This window comes from Haloarcula sp. CBA1122 (genome assembly GCF_009741785.1).
GTDB classification, from domain to species: Archaea; Halobacteriota; Halobacteria; order Halobacteriales; family Haloarculaceae; genus Haloarcula; species Haloarcula hispanica.
In genome coordinates, this window is sequence record NZ_WPCB01000060.1 from 1 (window position 1) to 19,297 (window position 19,297).

15 protein-coding genes and 4 pseudogenes are annotated in these 19,297 nt (G+C 55.5%); 13 read left to right on the forward strand and 6 right to left on the reverse strand.

The genetic code is table 11. From position 1 onward, the window contains the following. Positions 1-859: 859 nt before the first annotated feature. Positions 860-1,081, reverse strand: a pseudogene (locus tag GJ630_RS17115) (cell division control protein Cdc6); the annotation flags it as partial. Between GJ630_RS17115 and GJ630_RS17120 the strand changes: the two are divergent. Further along, positions 1,079-1,174, forward strand: a pseudogene (locus tag GJ630_RS17120) (IS1595 family transposase); the annotation flags it as partial. The pseudogenes GJ630_RS17115 and GJ630_RS17120 overlap by 3 nt on opposite strands. Before the next feature lie 190 nt (positions 1,175-1,364). Here GJ630_RS17120 and GJ630_RS17125 read toward each other — a convergent pair. The 3 genes from GJ630_RS17125 to GJ630_RS20180 all read right to left on the reverse strand — a co-directional run bounded on the left by GJ630_RS17125 (position 1,365) and on the right by GJ630_RS20180 (position 2,500). After that, positions 1,365-1,595: a hypothetical protein gene (locus GJ630_RS17125; RefSeq protein ID WP_014030570.1), complete on the reverse strand. Its 231-nt coding sequence runs from the start codon at positions 1,593-1,595 to the stop codon at positions 1,365-1,367. Positions 1,596-1,779: 184 nt separating this feature from the next. Continuing rightward, positions 1,780-2,070, reverse strand: a complete 291-nt coding sequence (locus GJ630_RS17130; protein ID WP_008308706.1) for a winged helix-turn-helix domain-containing protein — start codon at positions 2,068-2,070, stop codon at positions 1,780-1,782. Between the two features lie 67 nt (positions 2,071-2,137). Then, on the reverse strand, positions 2,138-2,500 hold the full coding sequence (locus GJ630_RS20180) for a hypothetical protein (RefSeq protein WP_371727823.1): 363 nt from the start codon (positions 2,498-2,500) through the stop codon (positions 2,138-2,140). 1,720 nt (positions 2,501-4,220) lie between these two features. Here GJ630_RS20180 and GJ630_RS20185 point away from each other — a divergent pair. Further along, a pseudogene (locus tag GJ630_RS20185) lies at positions 4,221-4,382 on the forward strand (FAD:protein FMN transferase); the annotation flags it as partial. Between the two features lie 93 nt (positions 4,383-4,475). Here the strand turns inward: GJ630_RS20185 and GJ630_RS17150 are convergent. Further along, positions 4,476-4,625 carry a hypothetical protein gene (locus GJ630_RS17150; protein ID WP_023842875.1) on the reverse strand — a complete coding sequence of 50 codons (150 nt, stop codon included), beginning with the start codon at positions 4,623-4,625 and terminating at the stop codon, positions 4,476-4,478. Between the two features lie 212 nt (positions 4,626-4,837). Between GJ630_RS17150 and GJ630_RS17155 the strand changes: the two genes are divergently transcribed. Then, entirely contained in the window at positions 4,838-5,266 is a 429-nt protein-coding gene (locus tag GJ630_RS17155; RefSeq protein WP_050036494.1) for a universal stress protein, read from the forward strand. Positions 5,267-5,390: 124 nt separating this feature from the next. Continuing rightward, a complete protein-coding gene (locus GJ630_RS17160; protein WP_064287219.1) occupies positions 5,391-7,571 on the forward strand; it encodes a cation-translocating P-type ATPase in 2,181 nt (726 codons plus the stop codon). A 157-nt stretch (positions 7,572-7,728) separates the two neighbouring features. Here GJ630_RS17160 and GJ630_RS17165 read toward each other — a convergent pair whose 3' ends face one another. Continuing rightward, entirely contained in the window at positions 7,729-8,937 is a 1,209-nt protein-coding gene (locus tag GJ630_RS17165; protein WP_014030565.1) for a Cdc6/Cdc18 family protein, read from the reverse strand. An 863-nt stretch (positions 8,938-9,800) separates the two neighbouring features. Between GJ630_RS17165 and GJ630_RS17170 the strand changes: the two genes are divergently transcribed. The 9 genes and pseudogenes from GJ630_RS17170 to GJ630_RS17210 form a co-directional block, all read left to right on the forward strand. Then, positions 9,801-10,079, forward strand: a complete 279-nt coding sequence (locus GJ630_RS17170) for a hypothetical protein (protein ID WP_064287218.1) — start codon at positions 9,801-9,803, stop codon at positions 10,077-10,079. Between the two features lie 57 nt (positions 10,080-10,136). Continuing rightward, on the forward strand, positions 10,137-10,961 hold the full coding sequence (locus tag GJ630_RS17175) for a hypothetical protein (protein ID WP_146418408.1): 825 nt from the start codon (positions 10,137-10,139) through the stop codon (positions 10,959-10,961). 629 nt (positions 10,962-11,590) lie between these two features. Further along, a complete protein-coding gene (locus tag GJ630_RS17180) occupies positions 11,591-12,934 on the forward strand; it encodes an ABC transporter substrate-binding protein (protein WP_371727827.1) in 1,344 nt (447 codons plus the stop codon). Between the two features lie 166 nt (positions 12,935-13,100). Then, on the forward strand, positions 13,101-14,633 hold the full coding sequence (locus tag GJ630_RS17185; protein WP_191450451.1) for an ABC transporter substrate-binding protein: 1,533 nt from the start codon (positions 13,101-13,103) through the stop codon (positions 14,631-14,633). Further along, complete coding sequence (gene nikB, locus GJ630_RS17190; RefSeq protein WP_064287216.1) at positions 14,630-15,580, forward strand: nickel ABC transporter permease; 951 nt, start codon at positions 14,630-14,632, stop codon at positions 15,578-15,580. The genes GJ630_RS17185 and nikB overlap by 4 nt, the downstream gene beginning before the upstream one ends. Next, positions 15,577-16,470 (forward strand): nickel transporter permease, encoded by an 894-nt coding sequence (nikC, locus tag GJ630_RS17195; RefSeq protein ID WP_191450453.1) that lies wholly within the window; start codon positions 15,577-15,579, stop codon positions 16,468-16,470. The genes nikB and nikC overlap by 4 nt, the downstream gene beginning before the upstream one ends. 2 nt (positions 16,471-16,472) lie before the next feature. Beyond that, positions 16,473-17,564: an ABC transporter ATP-binding protein gene (locus GJ630_RS17200; RefSeq protein ID WP_050036499.1), complete on the forward strand. Its 1,092-nt coding sequence runs from the start codon at positions 16,473-16,475 to the stop codon at positions 17,562-17,564. Beyond that, entirely contained in the window at positions 17,551-18,624 is a 1,074-nt protein-coding gene (locus tag GJ630_RS17205; protein WP_252718843.1) for an ABC transporter ATP-binding protein, read from the forward strand. Before GJ630_RS17200 ends, GJ630_RS17205 begins: the two co-directional genes overlap by 14 nt. A 284-nt stretch (positions 18,625-18,908) precedes the next feature. Then, a pseudogene (locus tag GJ630_RS17210) lies at positions 18,909-19,297 on the forward strand (hypothetical protein); the annotation flags it as partial.

Below are 19,297 nucleotides of genomic sequence, written 5' to 3' on the forward strand. Positions count from 1 at the left end.
ACGAAGTCTAAAACTCGTGCAAACTAGCATGGCTAAATGGACTCCGATAGCAATGGCCTCCGGGACAGAATAAACCGGAATGTGACTGATATACATAGCGGCGGGAAGTGGTTGCACTCCGTCGGAAAGCTAACACAACTGGTTCCTACGCCAGTGTTGACTACTGCATGGGTCCGTGGGCTCACATCAGATTCCATCTTAACGGCGGACCGCAGGGGTGGAATCCTCATACACGAACACAAAGCCTCAGTGGCCTCGCGTTCTAAGCGAGTGACCCAGGCCACCACGACGGTGGCGTTGGGGTGTCGTTCCGAGAGCGCTGCCCGGCGCGACCTTCGCATTACATCCGATGGGAGGGGAGTATATAAATGGACGGTCTCGAATCCACCGTGTTTAGGCACCACACAGAACATGTGTCGCATACACACTAGAGAAATAGCCACATTGTCTAATCCAATACAACAATCATGTCATTCAAGTAGTGTATTGAGCACATAGCTGGCGACGATGAGAAATCCTCGCGAGATCGGGTTACGCTGGCTCATGAAGATGTTGCGTTTTACGACCCGAACTACTACCAGATACAACTCATTCGAACTGCTGAGAGCGTTCTCTCATCACTTGGATTTGACCGGACGGACATCCAGCCACATTACAGAAACTCGAGATACGACCCTGAGCGAGTGGTCATAGTCCAAGAGAGAGCTACCAGTCCTGCAATACACCGTTAGTTCATGTGAAGACATACCGAAACACACCACTGTTTCCGGAGCTACACACCACTGTTTCCGGAGCTACACACCACCATTTCCGAAGCTATTGGTGAAAGCGTGATTCAGTAATTCGAAAGATTTGCTTGCAGCATATTCATATCCGATAGATGGTCACGGACACGCCGTTCGCTGACGCTATCGGCGTCGAGCCGGTCGCAAATTTTGATGTACCGGTCGTAGAGGTCACGAGAACGGATAGGAACTTCGTCAAGCGCTTGGTGATATGCAAGCGCACACAAGACAGCGTGTCCCTGTGTCGTGAGTTCTTGCATACCCTCGTAGAGCTGGTTCTTTTCGAGTTCATCCTCACACCCTGTCTCAGAGTGTTACTGCTTCGAAAATGCGTCCGCCGAAAACCCGGCGACGAAGCGCTCAAAATCATCCTTGAAACAGCGCTATGACGCCACCAACAATCGCTTACCCAAGAGCATTATTTATTTGAAACAACCCGACGTCCGAGCAGTCGTCCGCCATACCGCTGCCCGAACTGCAGAGGCGACCGGTGACACCGACTTCGAGAGAGTCCGTCTAATCGGTGAACGAAATCAGTCTATGAAATCCTTCTCATAGATCTGAAAAATTGATGCGAACTCAGGTCTGGCTCTGATAGAGAAGAACTAAAATGGCAAGTCCGATAAAGAAGTCCGGGAGAAACACGAACGCGCCGATGTTTGGGCGAGGTCGGAAGCCGAAGACATTGTGTACTACTGGATTTGACGTACCCGCGTATAGGAGCAGCGCGAGGCTTAGCACAAGCAGGCTTGCTGTGTACTTGTTCGGAAGGTCGCGATAAAGCTGCATGTAGATGGCTGCGAGTGCCACCAGTAACACGAGGTTTAGGGTTGTAAAGAAAACCTCCATCCGAATGAGCAGTTCAACTTGGGAGGACAGCGCCCTCGACGGAGGGCCATGGGATGGAACTGATGTGAAGAGTGCGACTAAGAGTGCGATACCACTCGCGGCAGTCGCACTCGCTACTGTCGTTCCAAGTGGACTCTTGATCCAGTTACGAATCATCATCAACTCCGGCCTGTTCCGCCACGTCTTCCATGATGTCGAGGTTGTTCATCATTCGGTCTGAGAGAAAGTACATCTGCCCGTAATTGTCGCCCTCCGTGGTCACGATATTGCTCTCTTCGAGGACTTCGAGGTGGTGCTGCACTGTTTTGTAGTTCAAATCTAGGTCATTCGACAATTGGTTGGTGTTTCGTGGCTGGTCGTTGAGTGCGCGGAGGATACGAAGCCGATTGCGGCCTCCACGAGACCCACCAATGAGCCACCAGAGCAACTGCCGCATCTATTGAGTATTCATTTGGTCGGTGCAAATACATTCTGTCTCGGTCCGAACGATACTATACCCCGAATTAGTCACTGATCCAGGAGACAATTCGATCAGCGATTTCACCGTTATTGTCGTCTTGCATCATGAGATGTGTATTTCCGGATATCCCTTCATCCGGAAGGCTAAGTAGCGTCGATGCGGGACTTGTCTCTCCTGCGAACTCTGCAGTTGTCTGGGTCGCTTCCTTGCGACCAGTCTGTCCGCGCTCGTCGACATAATCGCCATACACACCCATAAACGGTGCATCACCACCCATCTCCGCTACAGTTTGCGGGTCAGTCGGCGCACCGACCGGCTCAACTGCGATGATCCGTTCAACGAGGTCTGGCGCAGCTTGTGCAACCGTGAATCCGGAACTACCGCCCGCTGAGTGAACGAGCAGCACTGCCGGACCAACACGATCGAGAAGCGCCTCTAGGGCGGCAGTCTCTTGGGATGGTGTGAACCGGCTCCCACCGCCACCTCCAGTAGTCGACCCAGTCTGGGTTCCAGCTGTGGTCTCAGTGGAATCCGCAGGTGTGGAGTTCTGGTCGCTGCCACGTCCACCCGTCTGGCTTCCACTTTGTCTACCGCCACCTCCGCCACCAGTGCTAACGTATGCGGGGAATGACGCAACGAGTTGGTCGACCGACTCGACCGGGTATCGAACGTCCTCGTATGGGTCACCGGCTTCAGGTCCGAACCCCCACGTCGGCCAGGCTCGATCGATAGACCACCGGGAGAGTGACGCAGAGTCAGAGTTCTGGAGGGCAGCAGTGTCTAAGCCACCTGAATCGACGTTTCGAGGCGGGTTAAATACATACACTGGATGGCCAGCTTCGGCAAAGTACTCCACCCAGCCGCGTCGACCGTCAGGTGTCGTCCGGTAAATGTACGGTGACAACCCAAGGCCGGGCACCATTACGACGGGTGACTTGTCGGTGGCTGTTTCGGGCTGTGTATATACGACTTCAGCACGTCCGTCGATGACCGTACTACTGCTTGTGTTTGCGTTGCCGACGTAGAAATTACCGAACGTCGGAGAGTCGTCATTCTGTTGTTCAGATTGCGGAGAGGCCTCAGAAGCGGACTGTGTATTGGTGTTCGGTCCGCTGTTGTCGGTTGTGCTATTGCACCCTGCGATAGTCGCAGCAAGTGCGACCCCAGTTGCGCGAAGAAACGCTTTCCGAGAGATACCCGATGACATACAGATCGTACTGGCCGGGGATCTGACTTAGTCGATTGCCGAAATCGGCCACAGGTTAGGCACAAATTCATTCCAGTTCATGCAGAACGCCCGATATTGACAGATGATAGTACGTTGAGGTAACTACTGTGTCGCTCAGAGCATATACATTGAGAGCACCGGTCTCAACTTCCGGCTCAGTTGTGATGTTGAGACTACAGCGAGTTTAGCAGGGCTGTGAAGCGTGAATTTGACCGATTCGGTCAGCGGAAACTGCCCAAATGGCTCTCCAAGCGGCCATTCTTGTCACACACCCATCCATATGGACAAATTTTCTAGACTTCCAGCAGCGTAGCCACTCAGACGGCGCGCTAACCCGAACAGAGTACCTCACTACCCGATCCCGGTTTCCTTCTTCAGTAGCGTCAGCGTGTTGTCCGCTGTAATCACCGGTGAGTGCTCATACTCGCCAGTCAATCCGGCTTGGACGAGGAGATCGATAGCGCGCCAGATCCAGTACGCTTCATTCCGTACGCAGGGCAAACAGGGGATTGCCAGTAGTGCCAGTTGCTCGATAACGAAGTCACATACATACTCAGAATCCACCTCGCGCTCTGAATCGATTCGATAGCCGTGCGAAAATTCGATGGTTGGACGCGAACGCCTTACTAAGCCTGTCTCAACCCTCTATCTGCAATGGCAGAATGCAACGACCGCCACGCCGAAGATAGCGGTTCTAAACAGAGGGGTAGCTAATTATGCGCGTTCCTATCCCGAAGAACAAACTCGTCGCATTCACTCCCGTCGGTGCGCTCCTCACAGCTGGTGTCGCTGGGGAAGAGTGACTGAGATGACGGGTCCGCTCGCACCGGTCTATGAACGGTTCGGGAACACCTACCGCGAGTTCGAGTGTTGTGACACGACGTTTCGGATTCAGGCGATGGGCGTTCGGGCCGAGGCTGGGGCAACTGCGGCCCGAAAAACGGCTGAATCACTCGAAGCCCAGCTGAACACCTTCGATGCGGCGAGTGCCGTCAACCAGCTCAACCGTGAAGGAGAAGTCAGGAACGAACACGTTGTCCGAATCGTTCGCCGTGGAATCGAATACAACGACCGAACCGGCGGGGTGTTCGATATTCACCAGGGCCGCGTCGAACAAGGCCTCAAAACGTTCTTGCGTGGTGACAGTGAGACACTACCAACAGAGTTTGATACCGGAACTGACGATTCGCATGCGACGATCACGTTCTCGGCGCCACGCGAGGAGGCTGAGGACGCTGAGGCCCCCAGCGAGGACGAAGATACCGAGACTGACGTACTGTTCGAGGAGTTGCGCGAGTGGCATGCTTCAGGCGATGGACGCTTCGAGTGTGAACTACTCGGAGGTCGATACAACCAAATCGAGGGAGCAGGTTGTCAAAACGATTGGCGTTCAACCGTCGAATCCGAACGAGTGATGCTCCCCAACCCGATTCATCTGAACGCTCCAAGACGAATTGTCGTCGCACAACCCACTGAGCAGTACATTCATTTCAATTCAGCATCAAATAGTTTCTCATGCCTGTCAACGTTCTCATCGCCTTCGACGGCTCCCCGCTTTCAGAGCGGGCGCTCACATACGCTATCGAGACCTTCCCGGACGCGCCCATCACCTCGATTTACGTTATCAATCCTCTCGACTCCGTTATCGATGTGGAGGCTGGCGGCTTACCAGTTGCCGAGGACTGGTACGACAATGCCAAAGAACGAGCAACCAGAATCCACGCGACGGCCACGGACCTCGCGGCGGAACGTGATACCGAACTCGTTACCGTCACGGAAGTCGGAAAACCGGCACGAGCAATCCTCGAATACGCTGACGACCACGATGTCAATCAGATCGTCATGGGCAGCCACGGCCGCTCAGGAATCGACCGTGCACTTCTCGGGAGCGTTGCCGAGACAGTTACCCGCCGAGCGCGAATCCCGGTAACGATCATCAGCTGAAGCATTCGGACCGGGGGGCAGACGAGAATCCACCGTGTGAAACACCCGCTTCGTACGCAGTCAGACAGAAACACAATGACAGACCGACAATACAAAACCATAGTACAGTACATAGGGAGATCGCGTGACCGTTACTGAGTCGCCTCCGCTATCGACCTGTACCATCCAGATCGAACGACGAGGCGGTCGCGGCGAAGGGGGTGCGCGCGCTCTCGAACGCTACCTTGGAGACACACCCGGTGTCCACGATGTCGACGTCTCGTTCCGAACGGGGAACGTTCGAATCACCTACGACGAGAGCGTCACCTCGGGGGTGCAACTTCGAGAAGCGGTCCGCGACCGCAACGTCTCGATCGAGAACGAGCGCGACACGGCCCCCGACGAGGTGACCACACGCTCGGAACTCAGGCAGGAGGCCGTATTTGTCGGTCTAACCTTGCTCGGGATGGTAACCGGCCTCGCGACAGGATGGCTTAATGGCCCGCCACTCCTCATGTGGGGCGGCTACGGCGTCGCGTACGTCTTCGGCGGGTGGTACGGACTCAAAGGGGCCATCGAGACGCTCCGCCACCGTGCGGTCGACATCGACCTGTTGATGATCGTCGCCGCGCTCGGGGCGCTCTCGATCGGAGCACCCTTCGAGGGTGCGATGCTTCTCTTCCTGTTCTCGCTGTCGAACACGCTCCAACACTACGCAATCGGCCGCTCGCGGCGGGCGATCAAGTCGCTCGTCGAGATGCGACCGGACGAAGCGCAGGTCCTTCGTGACGGTGAGGAGGTCACAGTACCCATCGATGACGTCGATGTCGGTGACGTGTTCGTCGTCCGCCCCGGTGACAAGATTGCACTCGACGGCGTCGTCACGTCCGGCGAGGGAACGGTCGACCAGGCCTCGCTCACCGGCGAATCCGTCCCGGTACCGAAGGAACCCGACGACGAGGTGTTCGGCGGCACGATCAACGAGAGCGGGAGCCTTGAAATCGAAGTCACTCGGCAGGCCCACGAATCGGCGATCAGCCGCCTTATCACCATGGTCGAAGAAGCCCAGAGCGAGAAAGCCCCGACACAGCGGCTCATCGACCAGCTCGAACAACCGTACGTCCTCGGGGTGTTCGGGCTCACAATCGCAGCTATCGCAATTCCACTCGCGCTCGGAAGTGAGTTCACGGGGACGTTCTACCGCGCGATGACGCTCATGGTCGCCGCCTCGCCGTGTGCGGTCATCATCTCGACGCCCGCGGCAGTCCTCTCAGCAATCGCCTCCGGTGGCAGGCAGGGCGTGCTGTTCAAGGGAGGCGAACACGTCGAGACAGCAGCGAATATCGACGCAGTCGCCTTCGACAAGACCGGCACACTCACACAGGGCGACACGCAGTTGACCGACGTATTCGTCCGTGATAGTGCGGGGGACGAGACACTAACCGAGGACTCGCTTCTCTCGCTCGCGGCCGCAGTGCAGGCCCGCTCGGAGCATCATCTCGCTCGTGCGACCGTGGCGGCGGCAGACGAACGATCACTCGACACACCCGACGCCGCACGGTTTCAGTCGGTAGCCGGGAAGGGGGTTCGAGCTGACGTCGGCGAGGAAACCATCCATATCGGGAACCGAAGCTACTTCCAGACAGTTCTCGGAGACGAATCAGTCGACGGTCTCAAACCCGGCCTCAGCCGGCTCGAAACCTTAGAGGAAGAGGGAAAAACGAGCGTCCTCGTTGCCCGAGAGAGTCACGTCGACATCAGCGTCTTGGGGTGGCTTGCGTTCACCGATACCGTTCGCCCTGACGCGGCCGAGATGATCGACAAGCTCCGATCGCTCGGCGTGGAGCATATCGTCATGCTGACGGGCGATAACGAGCGCGTCGCACAGCGCATTGCCGACGAGGTCGGCATCGACGAAGTCCAGGCGGAACTGCTACCGGAAGAGAAAGTGGCGACTATCGAAGAGCTGGTCGAACAACACGAGAACGTAGCGATGGTCGGTGACGGTGTTAACGATGCCCCAGCCCTCGCCACAGCGACCCTCGGCATCGCGATGGGGGGTGCAGGGACTGATGTCGCGCTCGATACTGCTGATGTGGTACTGATGGGCGATGATCTCAGCAAGATTCCCTACGTACTCGGCCTCGGCCGCAGGACTCGCCGAACACTCACCATCAATCTCGCCATCGCCTTCGGCGCGATTGCACTCATGGTCGGTACGATCCTCCTCCGTGGAATCCCGCTTCCGCTTGCCGTAGTCGGACACGAGGGGTCAACGGTTCTCGTCTCGCTAAACGGCCTTCGGTTGCTCGGCTTTCGTGGATGAGAAATTGGCCGGTGGGCAAGAGACAGTCATCAACACAGAGGGCGAGTGAACAATCGAAAACGCCTGCATTCGATGGACATTATTATTTCAAAAGGAGTCTTAACCAACAGCCAATTGTAGCCGATCTTGTTGTTGGTTAATCCGGATCACGACAGAATCAGAACGAGTCTAGCGTCGTCGATGTCTCATCTGTAGCAAACAACTCCGCTAACCGCTCGTCCTCTTGAAGTACTTCCTGTGCCAAATCCGCGCGAATCGAAAATTCGTACTCATAGTATGAGCCGCCTTTGGGGCCCTTATTCTGTTCGTCTACGTCTAGGAACCCTTTCAACGTCAACTGTGACAACCGGTCATGAATCGTTCTGTCAGTCCGCACATCCGCATCGATACGCTTTGCAGCCATTACATACCGCTCGTAAATTCGGTTACGCTTGGACGGCGTTTCATCCTCCCGCTCCAACAGTAATAGGGAGTAGAGAGTCAGTTTGCTCTGTGTTGGCAAGCGAGTTAATTCGTCGCGAACTTTATCGCGCTCAACAATCTCGTCTGCCTGTCGCACATGCGCTTCGGTGATGACATCGGACTCCTTATCTCGTGCCAGATCTCCAGCCTTATACAATCGCTTCAGCGCCTGTCGGGCACTTCCAGAGTCTTGTGCGGCAAACGCTGCACACAACGGAATCACATCGCCCGCCAAAATGTCAGACTGTAACTCATAACTGCCATCATCAAGTCGCTGAGCCGAAGTATCGTGAAACGCCTCACCAGCACGCTGTTTCAAGATGTTCCCGAGTTCGTTCGCATCATACGGTGGAAAATGGATCTCTTCGTCAGCGAGACTGTCCTTCACACGCGCTGAGAGGTTATCGCGGAACGTGAAGTCATTCGAGATACCGATTACCCCAACCAGTGTATCTTCAACGTTCTCGTTATCGTTCGCCCGTGGAAGCTTATACAGGATGTCGTCATCATTCCCAATGGCATCAATTTCATCAAGTACGATCAAGCAATGTGTTGCATCGAGTGCTTCCAGCTCATCGAACAACATATTGTAGATCATTCCGCTCGGATACCCGGTCGGTTTGATTTGCTCGGTTGCCGGACGAAATTGATTAATGAGGTTTGCAGCCACCTGGTAACTGCTGTTCAGCGATTTGCAATTTAGCTCAATTACTTGAACGTCGACACCGTCGATATTTTGCTGATCCTCGATCAGTCGTTCAACGACCATCCTCAAGGATAGTGTCTTTCCGACTCCAGTCTGGCCATATGAAAATAGGTTTTTCGGCGGCGCACCGTTAATCACAGGTTTGAGCGCACTCTGGTACTGCTCAAGTTCTGTGTCGCGCTCAATAAGACGGTGCACCAACCCCCGCCCCCCAGATTTCACGAGAGTATCGTTGGAGAGGAGGGGAAGAGAGGGCAAAATGAAACTCTGAATGAGAAGAAGATTTAATATAAGTGGGTCAAAACAGCATCCGTAATACGTTAGGTTCAGTTTAATTCTCTAGTGGAAACTCAGCAAGAAGCGTCAGACATTATTTCTTCCCTCCCCTATAGCAACTCTCATGAAATATGGGGGGCGGGGGAGATATCTACCTGTCTCTTCTATTCAGCAAGGCAGAAAGGAGACCTCAACTTCTCATGGTCAGTTATCGTCGTCAACAAACAATATCCATCGCTAGTAGGTTATATCCATAGGAATCTACGGTCGCGCTGCTCTGTATTTGATTCCCTGAGAGACCATCAATCTCTCTCCACTCACTGTCTAGACTCCGTGCTTTCTCTGAGTTACTACACAATTGATGACTTGCTCTGCTCAACTACACCCCACATTTCATGAGTTAGGAGCTGCTATTCTTAAACTCTCGTGAAATGTGGGGGGTGGGCAACAAAATGCCGGTTCACTGGCCGATATTAACTCTCGTGAAAACCGGGGGGTCCCACTTCTCTACGGCCGATACAGCAAGACACTATCAAAGTTGAACTACGCCGCCTGCGTAGCGTGTTTGCGTTGGAAATCTCATCTGGAGACTTTCCTGAAAAGAGACAGATCAAAGATAACATCGCAGCTGAAATTATTCAGGTCACACACCCTGTACCACATGAGAGATCTGTTTATCTAACCGAACTCAGGCATCTTGTTTGTTCTAATACATCATGTAGGCGATTGAGCTATTGCCCACAATGTTCGTTTTGTGCAGCCCTCGCAGCCGGCGGCTCCACACGATGTCCAACCCACCAGACGACGCATTGCTGACCGAACTCGCAACCCACCAGAACCGAAAGCTTCTGCTCTGGCAGCTCGCAGCAGACGGACGCTCGTTCTGTGGTATCCAGTTTATCGCTCGGGAGCGCGACCTACAGAACGCTTCTATCGACGAACAAGTCCAAGCCTTCGTCGACGATATGCTCTCAGACGGCGAGGTTCGACCAGAATACGACGCGATGACTGACTGGGAAGCCCTGGAAGCGAACCACGGCGACACTGCCGACCAGTCCCTCTAGATCGAACTTCGACCCAGCGCGATTTTGTGCTGCCTCGGTGGCTGGAGGCTTTCCAGTATGTTGCCGACAGCCGAACCACCGTTCGACCCGATCTTCGCCGATGAACCGCTGCTTATTCCAAACTACAAAGAGACGATCATCAGCACAGTCGGCTTGCCGTTCTACGCCGACATCACTCGCCCCGATGAAGTGCCCGCTGACGAGCGCGAGCGAACCATCGACCTCGCGGAGCGAATCCTACGTGCCGGCGGCGTCCGAACCGGCTTCGGGCACCACGAAGAAGTCCGGACCTCGATGGAGGCGTGGGCTCCAAATGCTGACGAGGAATGCGATGCTGACTCCGGCTACTGGCGCTCTCATGTCCTCTTGATGTCTCCCCAAGAGATGAACTTCGGACAGCTGGACGGCGAACCCGAGGTGAGGTACAAGAAGGCCAAGACCGTGCTTGCGTGGGCCAGAGAGTGTATCGACAGCGACGTCCTTCAGGAGATCGAGCGGTCCCAAGCCGAGGATATCAAACAAGCGTGGTACGACGCCGCAGAAGCCGAACTGAGCCAGCGTGAGATCGAGCAGTTCGCCGAGGACCCGCCGGAAGCGCTCGATGGGTGGACGAAACTTGACGCCGACTACGACGCTGTCACGGTGGCCTACGTCGCTGACAACCATGGGACGCCATCGGTCGCGGCCGTCTTTGAGGGTGCTGACAGCGAGTTGAAGGCGCGTGAGTTCACCCTGGAGGAGTGGAAGGAGAACGACGGCAATCCTCGCGAGGCAAGGCCAAATCGGTTCTGTGTCACGACTGACGGTGACGGGGCCTACGCACAACTCCGGTCCCATCTGTTGACCTTCGAGGTCGAGTCGATGGAGCCACTCGAAGTGTAGATCATTCCTGCGCTGAGCATGGTCACATCCCAGGTTCACCACACCGTGTTTCGAGTGTAAACACTACTGCTGTCTGGTGGTTTTCACCGGAAACGGTGGTGTGTCTACACGCGTGAGCAGTAGTCATTTGATGATGGCAGTCGCTGATATCCTCAATGTAAGGGTGTAACCGGTGCTTGGGAGTGGTTCATTCTTAGAGGGACTGTGAAACTCTTCTCTGAAAGATTACTGTATTGAATGCTTCGGGGTTGGAAAATACTCTGTGTGGTATTATACAACTACCCTTTAGTTAACTAAACCACAATTGATTTACTGGCTTCCCCTTTGTATCCATCATATGATGTCGAGATTTATACAATATTTCCCGGCAAGCAGCCGCATGGAATCAGATACTTCTGTCTGTGTTGGTCCTGCCCTCATGTCGCTCAGCAACAAGGTGAGTGCTAATGCCTAAACACTGTTCGAGACGGGAACTGCTGGGCGGTGCTGTGGCTGGAGCTGCTGGCCTGATTGCAGGCTGTAGTTCCTCAAAGGCCGATTCTGAGGATTCATTTACTGTTGCGTTGGCGCGAGATCCAACACGGGAAAAGTGGGATGTCTACAACGGTATCACACCGTATTATACGCATGTGTTTGAACCGCTCGTTGACACCACAGCGGAGATGGAAACCGCGCCGCTGCTTGCCACAGAATGGGAGGCCGTCGACGAGACGACGTGGGAGTTTTCCTTACGCAATGGTGTCACATTCCACAACGGAGACCCGCTGACAGCCGACGAGGTTGTCCGCTCCTTTGACCGTGTTTTTGAGCAGTGGTCGTGGGTCCCGGGCTGGATTGGTGTCACGTCTGATGGCGTCACGGCAGTAGATGACACCACTGTTCGGTTCGAGACAACGGACCCCTTCCCCGCGTTTCCTGGCACAATCTCACACCAGTATTTCGGCATTCAACACCCTGATGAAAACGAGACGCCGACTGGGACAGGCCCGTTTGAGGTCGATGAAGTCACGGCAGGACAGTCAATCACGCTTACGCCGTTTGCTGACTATCGAGACGGGACAGCTACCCCCACAGAACTCACTTTTGAGTGGATCAAGGATCCCAACACGCGCGTGCTGTCTCTTGAAAAAGGTTCAGTCGATATCGCACAACAAATCCCGAAAAGCCGGGCTACGGCGCTTGCTGACGCTTCGGAGACGGGAATCGACACGTATCTCACGCCTGAGGCTGGGCTCGTCGCAGTCAATCTGTATCGGTCGCCGACCGATGACGAGCAACTTCGAAAGGCACTCAACTGGGCTGTCGACCAGAGCCAGATCGTCGAGAATGTTCTCAACGATATTGGCAAGCCAGCATATGGACCGATTTCGTCTACTATTCCATGGTCAATTCACGATGAACTCCCGACCTACGGGCCAGACCTAGATCGGGCACGGGACCTCGTTGAGGCGTCCAGATACGACGGCGAAACGCTATCGGTTCTGATCAATAGCAAAAATGCCGACGATAGAACGATCGCACAGACGCTTTCCGGTTGGTTCAAAGAGATAGGCGTCACAAGCGAGATTCGACAGGTCGATCCGGCATCGTTCAACGATAGGTTCACCGCGGGCGAAGCGAACCTGACGCTCGTCGGTTTCGGATCGAATAGCGCTGCCTGTGACTATCTTATTCGGGCAATGTTCCACTCCGAAGGCAGTGACAATCGGAAACGCTACAAGCAAGACGGCACCGGCATCTACAATCCTGGTCCAGAAGTCGACCGCCTCATCGAGCAGGGATATCGGGCAGAAAATCTGGAAGCGAAACGGGACTACTACGGTGAAGTCCAGCGGCGCGTGGTCGATACCGGGGCGGTCATCCCACTGTATTACAACGAGTCCGTCTTCGGCCGGCGGGCGGATGTTTCCGGTATCGACGGCCACCCGGTAGACAACATGATCGAATGGTCTGGTCTCACGCGGGAACAATGAGCAGGGATACCGTGAGTCTCGATGTCCTGCGTTTCAACTCAGGTGTGAACCGTGCTGTTCTGCTGGCCGTCGATGAACGTACCGTCTCTATCCGGTGGTTCAGAGCGACTAGGGCAGCTGGTCTGGACGAGAACTCGAATGTTGCAGACGAAGTGTGATATATAGTATGTATAAATTCACGCGACGACAGACATTGTTTGCAGCTGCAGCCGGTATTTCGGGCCTCAGTGGGTATTGGCTACAAAGCGGTGATAGCGTAGACGATGACACGTTCAGGGTTGGCTCACCCTGGACGCCGGATGCGATAGATCCCGTGGCAAACGGCTGGCTCTGGCGACGCCTCAATGTGCTTGAGCCACTGCTTACCGTCGATTACGACGCGACTGTGTCTCCGGGCTTGGCCACTGACTGGCACATGGTCAACGACAGGACGTGGGAGTTCACACTCCGTGAAGGAGCCACATTCCACGACGGGACTGAGGTGACTGCAGAAACTGTGCTCCCATCGCTCACACGAGCATTCGAATCAAGTTCGATGGCTGCAGTCCCGGTCGAATCAGTCGAAGCCGCTGCTGACCGGACGATTATAATTCAAACTACAGTTCCGTTTTCACCACTGCCAGCACACTGTACCCGTGGGATTACCTGCCCTGTTTCACCGTCTGCAATCGCCAACGATGGGTCAATCACTGAGCCGATCGGTACTGGTCCGTTTCAATTCGAAGACTGGGAGCCGGGCTCGACAATCACAACGACCGCTACCCCGGACTACCACGGGTCGACCGCACACATCGAGACACTAATCTACGAAGGGATCACTGACGACCAGACTCGGCGGCTAAAGCTCGAAAACGGGGAACTGGATATGGCACGTATTCTTCCGAACAAGGCAGCGGATACACTTGCATCCAGTCCCGATCTCACTGCTCACACGTACAAGATTCCGCGAGCCCGATACCTTGTGTTCGACCTCGACTCTGCACCGTTTGCGGACAGAAAAGTCCGTCGCGCGGTGATGTATGCTATCGACCGGGACCACATCGTTGATTCGTTGCTGAATGGGCTGGGGTCGAAAGCGGTCGGTCCGTTCCCAGCGGATGTAACGGAGTGGGCCGCAGAGCTCGAACCGTACGAATACTCACCTGATAAGGCACGGAGTCTGCTCGCTGAAGCAGGATGGGAACCGGATGGGGGCACCCGTACCCGTGACGGTGACACACTCTCGGTGTCGATCTGGACGTATAATACCCGTCCACTACTGCCCACGATTGCCGAAGTGATACAGACACAGCTTCAGGCGGTTGGCTTCGATGTCGATATTTCAGTCATGGAGTCCTCGACAATCAAAGAGCAAGCAACAAACGGGGAGTTCGATACCGTTCTGTGGTCGAGTTCAGTGCTATGGTATCCCGACCCGGACCGACTGTCTGACCTCGTTCATTCGGAGACGGAGACGATGTTCAGTGGCTACGAGAACGAAGCGGTCGATCAGCACCTCGAAGCAGCTAGGCGGACAGCCGACCGTGACGAGCGGTTCGAGCGATACGCAGCGGTCCAGCGGCGTATGCAACGTGACCTCCCGCTCGGCTGGCTCACCTACTACGCAAACGTCATCGGGACTCGTGCCGACGTCGAGGGATACCAGCCCCATCCCATCGAATCCTGTTATCATCTGGAGGAGGTCACACAGCAGCGATGATCGGGGCGGAACTCTGCAAACGACTGCTGACGATGGCAATCGTTCTGCTGGGCGTGTCGCTGCTTACGTACGGGCTGGTCTTCGTCACACCGGGGGATCCGGCGCGAACGATTCTGACCCAACAGATGGGTGGACAGGCCCCATCTCAGGATGCAGTCGATCAGTTTCGAGCTGAAAATGGGCTTGACGACCCATTCATAGTCCAGTATGCCCGCTGGATGGGGAACGCACTGCAAGGCGACCTCGGTCAATCGTACTACAGCGACCGGTCTGTCTCTGATATGATTGTCCAACGGTTGCCGAATACAATCGCACTCGCTGTTGCATCGATGCTCGTCGCGCTTGTAATAGCTCTCCCGGCCGGAATTGCCAGCGCGAGTAATCCGGGGAGCCGGACTGACTACGCCGCACAGATCGGCTCGCTAATAGGGGTCTCAATGCCGAACTTCTGGCTTGGCTACCTGCTTATTATCGTCTGTGCGCTCCGTCTCAACCTCCTTCCGGTGGCCGGCGCGGCTGGACCGAAACATCTGGTTCTCCCCTCACTGACGCTTGGCTCTGGAATGGCTGCGGTTATCGCGCGACTGGTTCGAACAGCGATGCTTGATGTTCTGGATGACGCGTACATCCAAGCCGCCAGATCGAAAGGGTTGCGCGAACGGATTCTCGTCTATAAACACGCGCTCCGGAACGCGCTTGTGCCCGTCGTGACGATTATAGGTTTGCAGTTGAGTTACGTCCTTAACGGCGCAGTTGTTATCGAAGTAGTGTTTCAACGGCCGGGCTTGGGGACGTTACTCGTTGATTCAATCTTTGCTCGTGACTACCCGGTCGTACAGGGCGTAACACTGCTAATCGGCGTCATCTTTGTCTTGGTGAACTTTGCAGTCGACCTGACGTATAGCCGACTTGACCCACGAATCGACCTCGGAGGTGAGCACACATGAGCGACCGAACCGCCGATAGAAGAAAGCAGCAGGAAGCCACCAAGCAACAGAGGGGAACTGACGGACTCGCAACGGACCGCCTCGGACAATTCGGAATCGGAGTTGTGCTCACGTTGCTCGTCCTTGCGGCACTTGGACCAGTTGTTTCGCCCTACGATCCAGTCGAACAGGACCTTTCGAACAGGCTTGAATCTCCGTCACTGTCTCATCCGTTCGGGACCGACCAGCTGGGTAGAGACGTACTGACAAGACTCCTTCATGGTGCGCGATTCTCGCTCGGTATCGCCGTCGCTGTAACCACTGTACGACTTATTATGGGGACGGCAGTCGGCCTCCTCGCCGGCTACGCCGGTGGCTGGATTGATGAGACGCTGATGCGACTTGTCGATACACTGCTTGCGTTCCCTGGAATCGTCCTCGCACTTGTCATCGCCGGGATTCTGGGGCCGAGTCTGGTGAACGTGATGCTTGCACTGGCGGTCGTTGGTTGGGCATCGTACGCACGGTTAGTTCGGAGTAGCGTACTCTCGCTTCGAGAGCGTGAGTTTGTAAGCGCCGCACGATTGCTCGGCCGGTCACGAACGCACATCGCAACTCGCCACCTACTCCCGAACGTCGTTGCACCAGTTGTCGTTCTGGCAACGCTTGACATCGGCAGCGTCATTCTCGGCACAGCGGGACTTTCATTCCTTGGGCTGGGCGCACAGCCACCCACACCTGAATGGGGGACAATGCTTGCATCCGGACGCAGCTATCTCAGACAGGCGTGGTGGCTTGTCAACGCTCCGGGCCTCTGTATCATGCTCACCGTGCTCGGCTTCAATCTTCTCGGAGACAGCCTTCGAGATATGCTTTCACCTACGCAGACAGCCCAGATGGAGGAACTGTAGCAATGAGTGAACCACTGCTTCGCGTCGAGAACTTACAGACTCGTTTCGACACTGATCACGGGACTGTCGACGCGGTCAACGGGGTGTCGTTCACCGTCGACCGGGGCGAAATTGTCGGTATACTCGGTGAAAGTGGGAGCGGCAAGTCTGTTACTGCCAGATCAATTTGCCGACTTGAAGACCCGGGAAACATCGTTGGCGGATCCATTACCTTTGCTGAAAGAGAGCTAACAACTGCCACTGAAGCGACACTGCGTCGACTACGTGGAAATAAGCTCTCGATGGTCTTTCAGGACCCGACGGAAAGCTTGAACCCTGTGTTTTCGGTCGGCGAGCAGATCGCAGAATCGGTTCGGATACACGAATCGAGCGGGACACAACGTCTGCTAGATTTCCTCGGTGTGCCACCGTTCCGAGATCGGTCAGCGTGGGAGAACGCACGGGAGCGCGCTATCGAGTTGCTGGACCAAGTAGGCATCCCGAACCCGGAAGCAAATGTGTCGTCATTTCCACACGAGTTTTCTGGTGGTCTCCGGCAACGAGCAGTCCTCGCCATTGCACTGGCAAGTGAACCCGCGTTGCTGGTTGCCGACGAGCCAACAACAGCACTTGACACGACCACACAGGCAGATATTCTCAGTCGATTGCGCTCGTTACGTGACGAACAGAACATCGGCATACTGCTTATCTCCCATGATATCGGTGTGATTGCACAGACATGTGACCGTGTCGTGGTACTCTATGACGGACAGGTAATGGAGGCCGGTCCCGTTGAGCGAATACTGACCGCACCGGAACATCCGTACACGAGAGCACTCCTTTCGTGTTCGGTCCGAAACAGCGACGCTGACAAGCAAGTCCAGTCCGCCATGGCACGTCCACGAGACCCCAGCAGCAGCCACGAGGGCTGTCCGTTTGCCGACCGCTGCCAGTATGTGACCGAAACGTGTCGCTCGGGGCCGATTCCGACGACTGAGGCCGCGTCGGACCACCGACTCGCCTGCGTCGAAGCACCGTTCTCTGAAGCCAAGTTCGTGTCCGAACAGCAGGAGATTCCGGCAGCTAACGGAGGACAACAGAATGACACAGCGTAACCAAACTCCAGATGATGTGCAGTCTGGTACTCCTGTGGTCGAAGTACAAAACGTCTCGAAAGCGTTTTCATCGACACGATCCGTCCTCAGTCGGTTGCGTAGCAGCGACTCACCGGCGGAAGCGGTCTGTGATGTATCCTTAGCCGTCCAACGTGGCGAAACGCTGGGACTTGTTGGTGAGAGTGGCTGCGGGAAATCAACACTCGCGAAACTCATCACCGGACAGCTCACCCCGGACGATGGGCAAGTTCGTCTCGATGGAACGCGCGTCGGTGACCTCTCAGAGCGTTCGACCGCGCAACGGCGGCGAGTCGGCGTCGTGTTTCAACACGCCCGGGGAAGCTTTGACCCCCGGTGGCCCATCGGTCGGTCAATTGCTGAAGCCAGTAGCGACGCCACCTCGTCTTCCCTACATGACACCGGCCTAGACGAGGTCGCTGAGCTGTTGTGCAGTGTTGATCTTGCGCCAGAAATCGCTGACCGGTATCCCCGGGAACTCTCCGGCGGCCAAATACAGCGCGTCGCGCTCGCCCGAGCTATTGCACACGACCCCGATATAATCGTACTCGATGAACCAGTCTCCGGACTCGACATGGCCACACAGGCGAGAGTTCTTTCGCTTCTCGCAGACATACAACAGCAGTTCGGTGTCGGCTACGTGTTTATTTCCCATGACCTCAATGTCGTCAGGTTCCTCGCTGATAGGGTCGCGGTAATGTATGCTGGCGAACTCGTCGAAGTCGGGCAAGCAGGCGACCTGTTCCAGTCCCCGAACCATCCCTATACTGAAGCGTTAATCCGTGCGATCCCGAGTGATGACCCACGAGATCCCACGCCAGTGCCGCTTCAGGGTGCTCCTCCTGACCCAGCAGATAGACCGGAAGGCTGCCCATTCCATCCACGTTGTCCGGCCGTGACACAATCCTGTCAGGAACACCATCCGTCACTCGAAGAGGTTCGAGAGACACACGTTCGGTGTCTTCATGCTCCGGAAGCGACAGGCGAAACAGACATAAATGAGTCCCACACTGAAGATGGCTCTGAGATGAGTAGATTCTGAGCCCATGAAAACCGATTATTCTACTCAAAGTCAACGTTTTTGTGGATGCTTTCACCAGTCATCACTGACTTCACTCTCGTCACAGAAGATGTCCTCATCAAGATAATCAACGAGTTACCGGGCAGGTCATGCTCACAACCTCTTCCGTGTCGTCTGTATAAATATTGCCGCCGATCAGCGTGATGACGCCACACAGTGACGGACAGCACAGGGACGGATAGCCAACTCGTCCAGTTTCGCTCTCTGTCGGTTTGTGCTTCCCTCGGGGCCGGGGTTTAAATACGATGACGAACGCAACCAAGCGTGTGACTGACCGGAATCCTGAGTACGACCCCGCGGATATCCGCGGCGCAGCGAGTTCCGATCCTGAAACGAGGGGGAACGGACGGGAACGAGTCCTCGACTCCACTGGATATCCCGACCGTACAGAGGATGATGCTCGCACCTGTCGGACCTGTGGACAGGGCATTCCACGGGATGAACGCCAGTGTCCGTTCTGCGCTCAAACTGGCATCTCAGAGATTCCTGCCGACGATCAGGATAGCAGCCCACTTGGGGAGTGGACGTTCGGGCGGGTAGTACTCGCACTCGTCGAAGCGAACACTGACTTCCATGCACGAGCCCTCGGCGCTGCGGCCTTCTCCGTTTCCGACAGCATCGCGAGCGGCGAGGA

What these genes read in the sequence shown, in the direction of transcription:
- GJ630_RS17175 (WP_146418408.1), top strand. Translation starts at nt 10,137, where the DNA reads ATGTTGCCGACAGCCGAACCACCGTTCGACCCGATCTTCGCCGATGAA.
- GJ630_RS17200 (WP_050036499.1), top strand. Translation starts at nt 16,473, where the DNA reads ATGAGTGAACCACTGCTTCGCGTCGAGAACTTACAGACTCGTTTCGAC.
- GJ630_RS17150 (WP_023842875.1), bottom strand. Translation starts at nt 4,625, where the DNA reads ATGCCACTCGCGCAACTCCTCGAACAGTACGTCAGTCTCGGTATCTTC.
- nikC (WP_191450453.1), top strand. Translation starts at nt 15,577, where the DNA reads ATGAGCGACCGAACCGCCGATAGAAGAAAGCAGCAGGAAGCCACCAAG.
- GJ630_RS17155 (WP_050036494.1), top strand. Translation starts at nt 4,838, where the DNA reads ATGCCTGTCAACGTTCTCATCGCCTTCGACGGCTCCCCGCTTTCAGAG.
- GJ630_RS17130 (WP_008308706.1), bottom strand. Translation starts at nt 2,070, where the DNA reads ATGCGGCAGTTGCTCTGGTGGCTCATTGGTGGGTCTCGTGGAGGCCGC.
- GJ630_RS17170 (WP_064287218.1), top strand. Translation starts at nt 9,801, where the DNA reads ATGTCCAACCCACCAGACGACGCATTGCTGACCGAACTCGCAACCCAC.
- nikB (WP_064287216.1), top strand. Translation starts at nt 14,630, where the DNA reads ATGATCGGGGCGGAACTCTGCAAACGACTGCTGACGATGGCAATCGTT.
- GJ630_RS17205 (WP_252718843.1), top strand. Translation starts at nt 17,551, where the DNA reads ATGACACAGCGTAACCAAACTCCAGATGATGTGCAGTCTGGTACTCCT.
- GJ630_RS17185 (WP_191450451.1), top strand. Translation starts at nt 13,101, where the DNA reads ATGTATAAATTCACGCGACGACAGACATTGTTTGCAGCTGCAGCCGGT.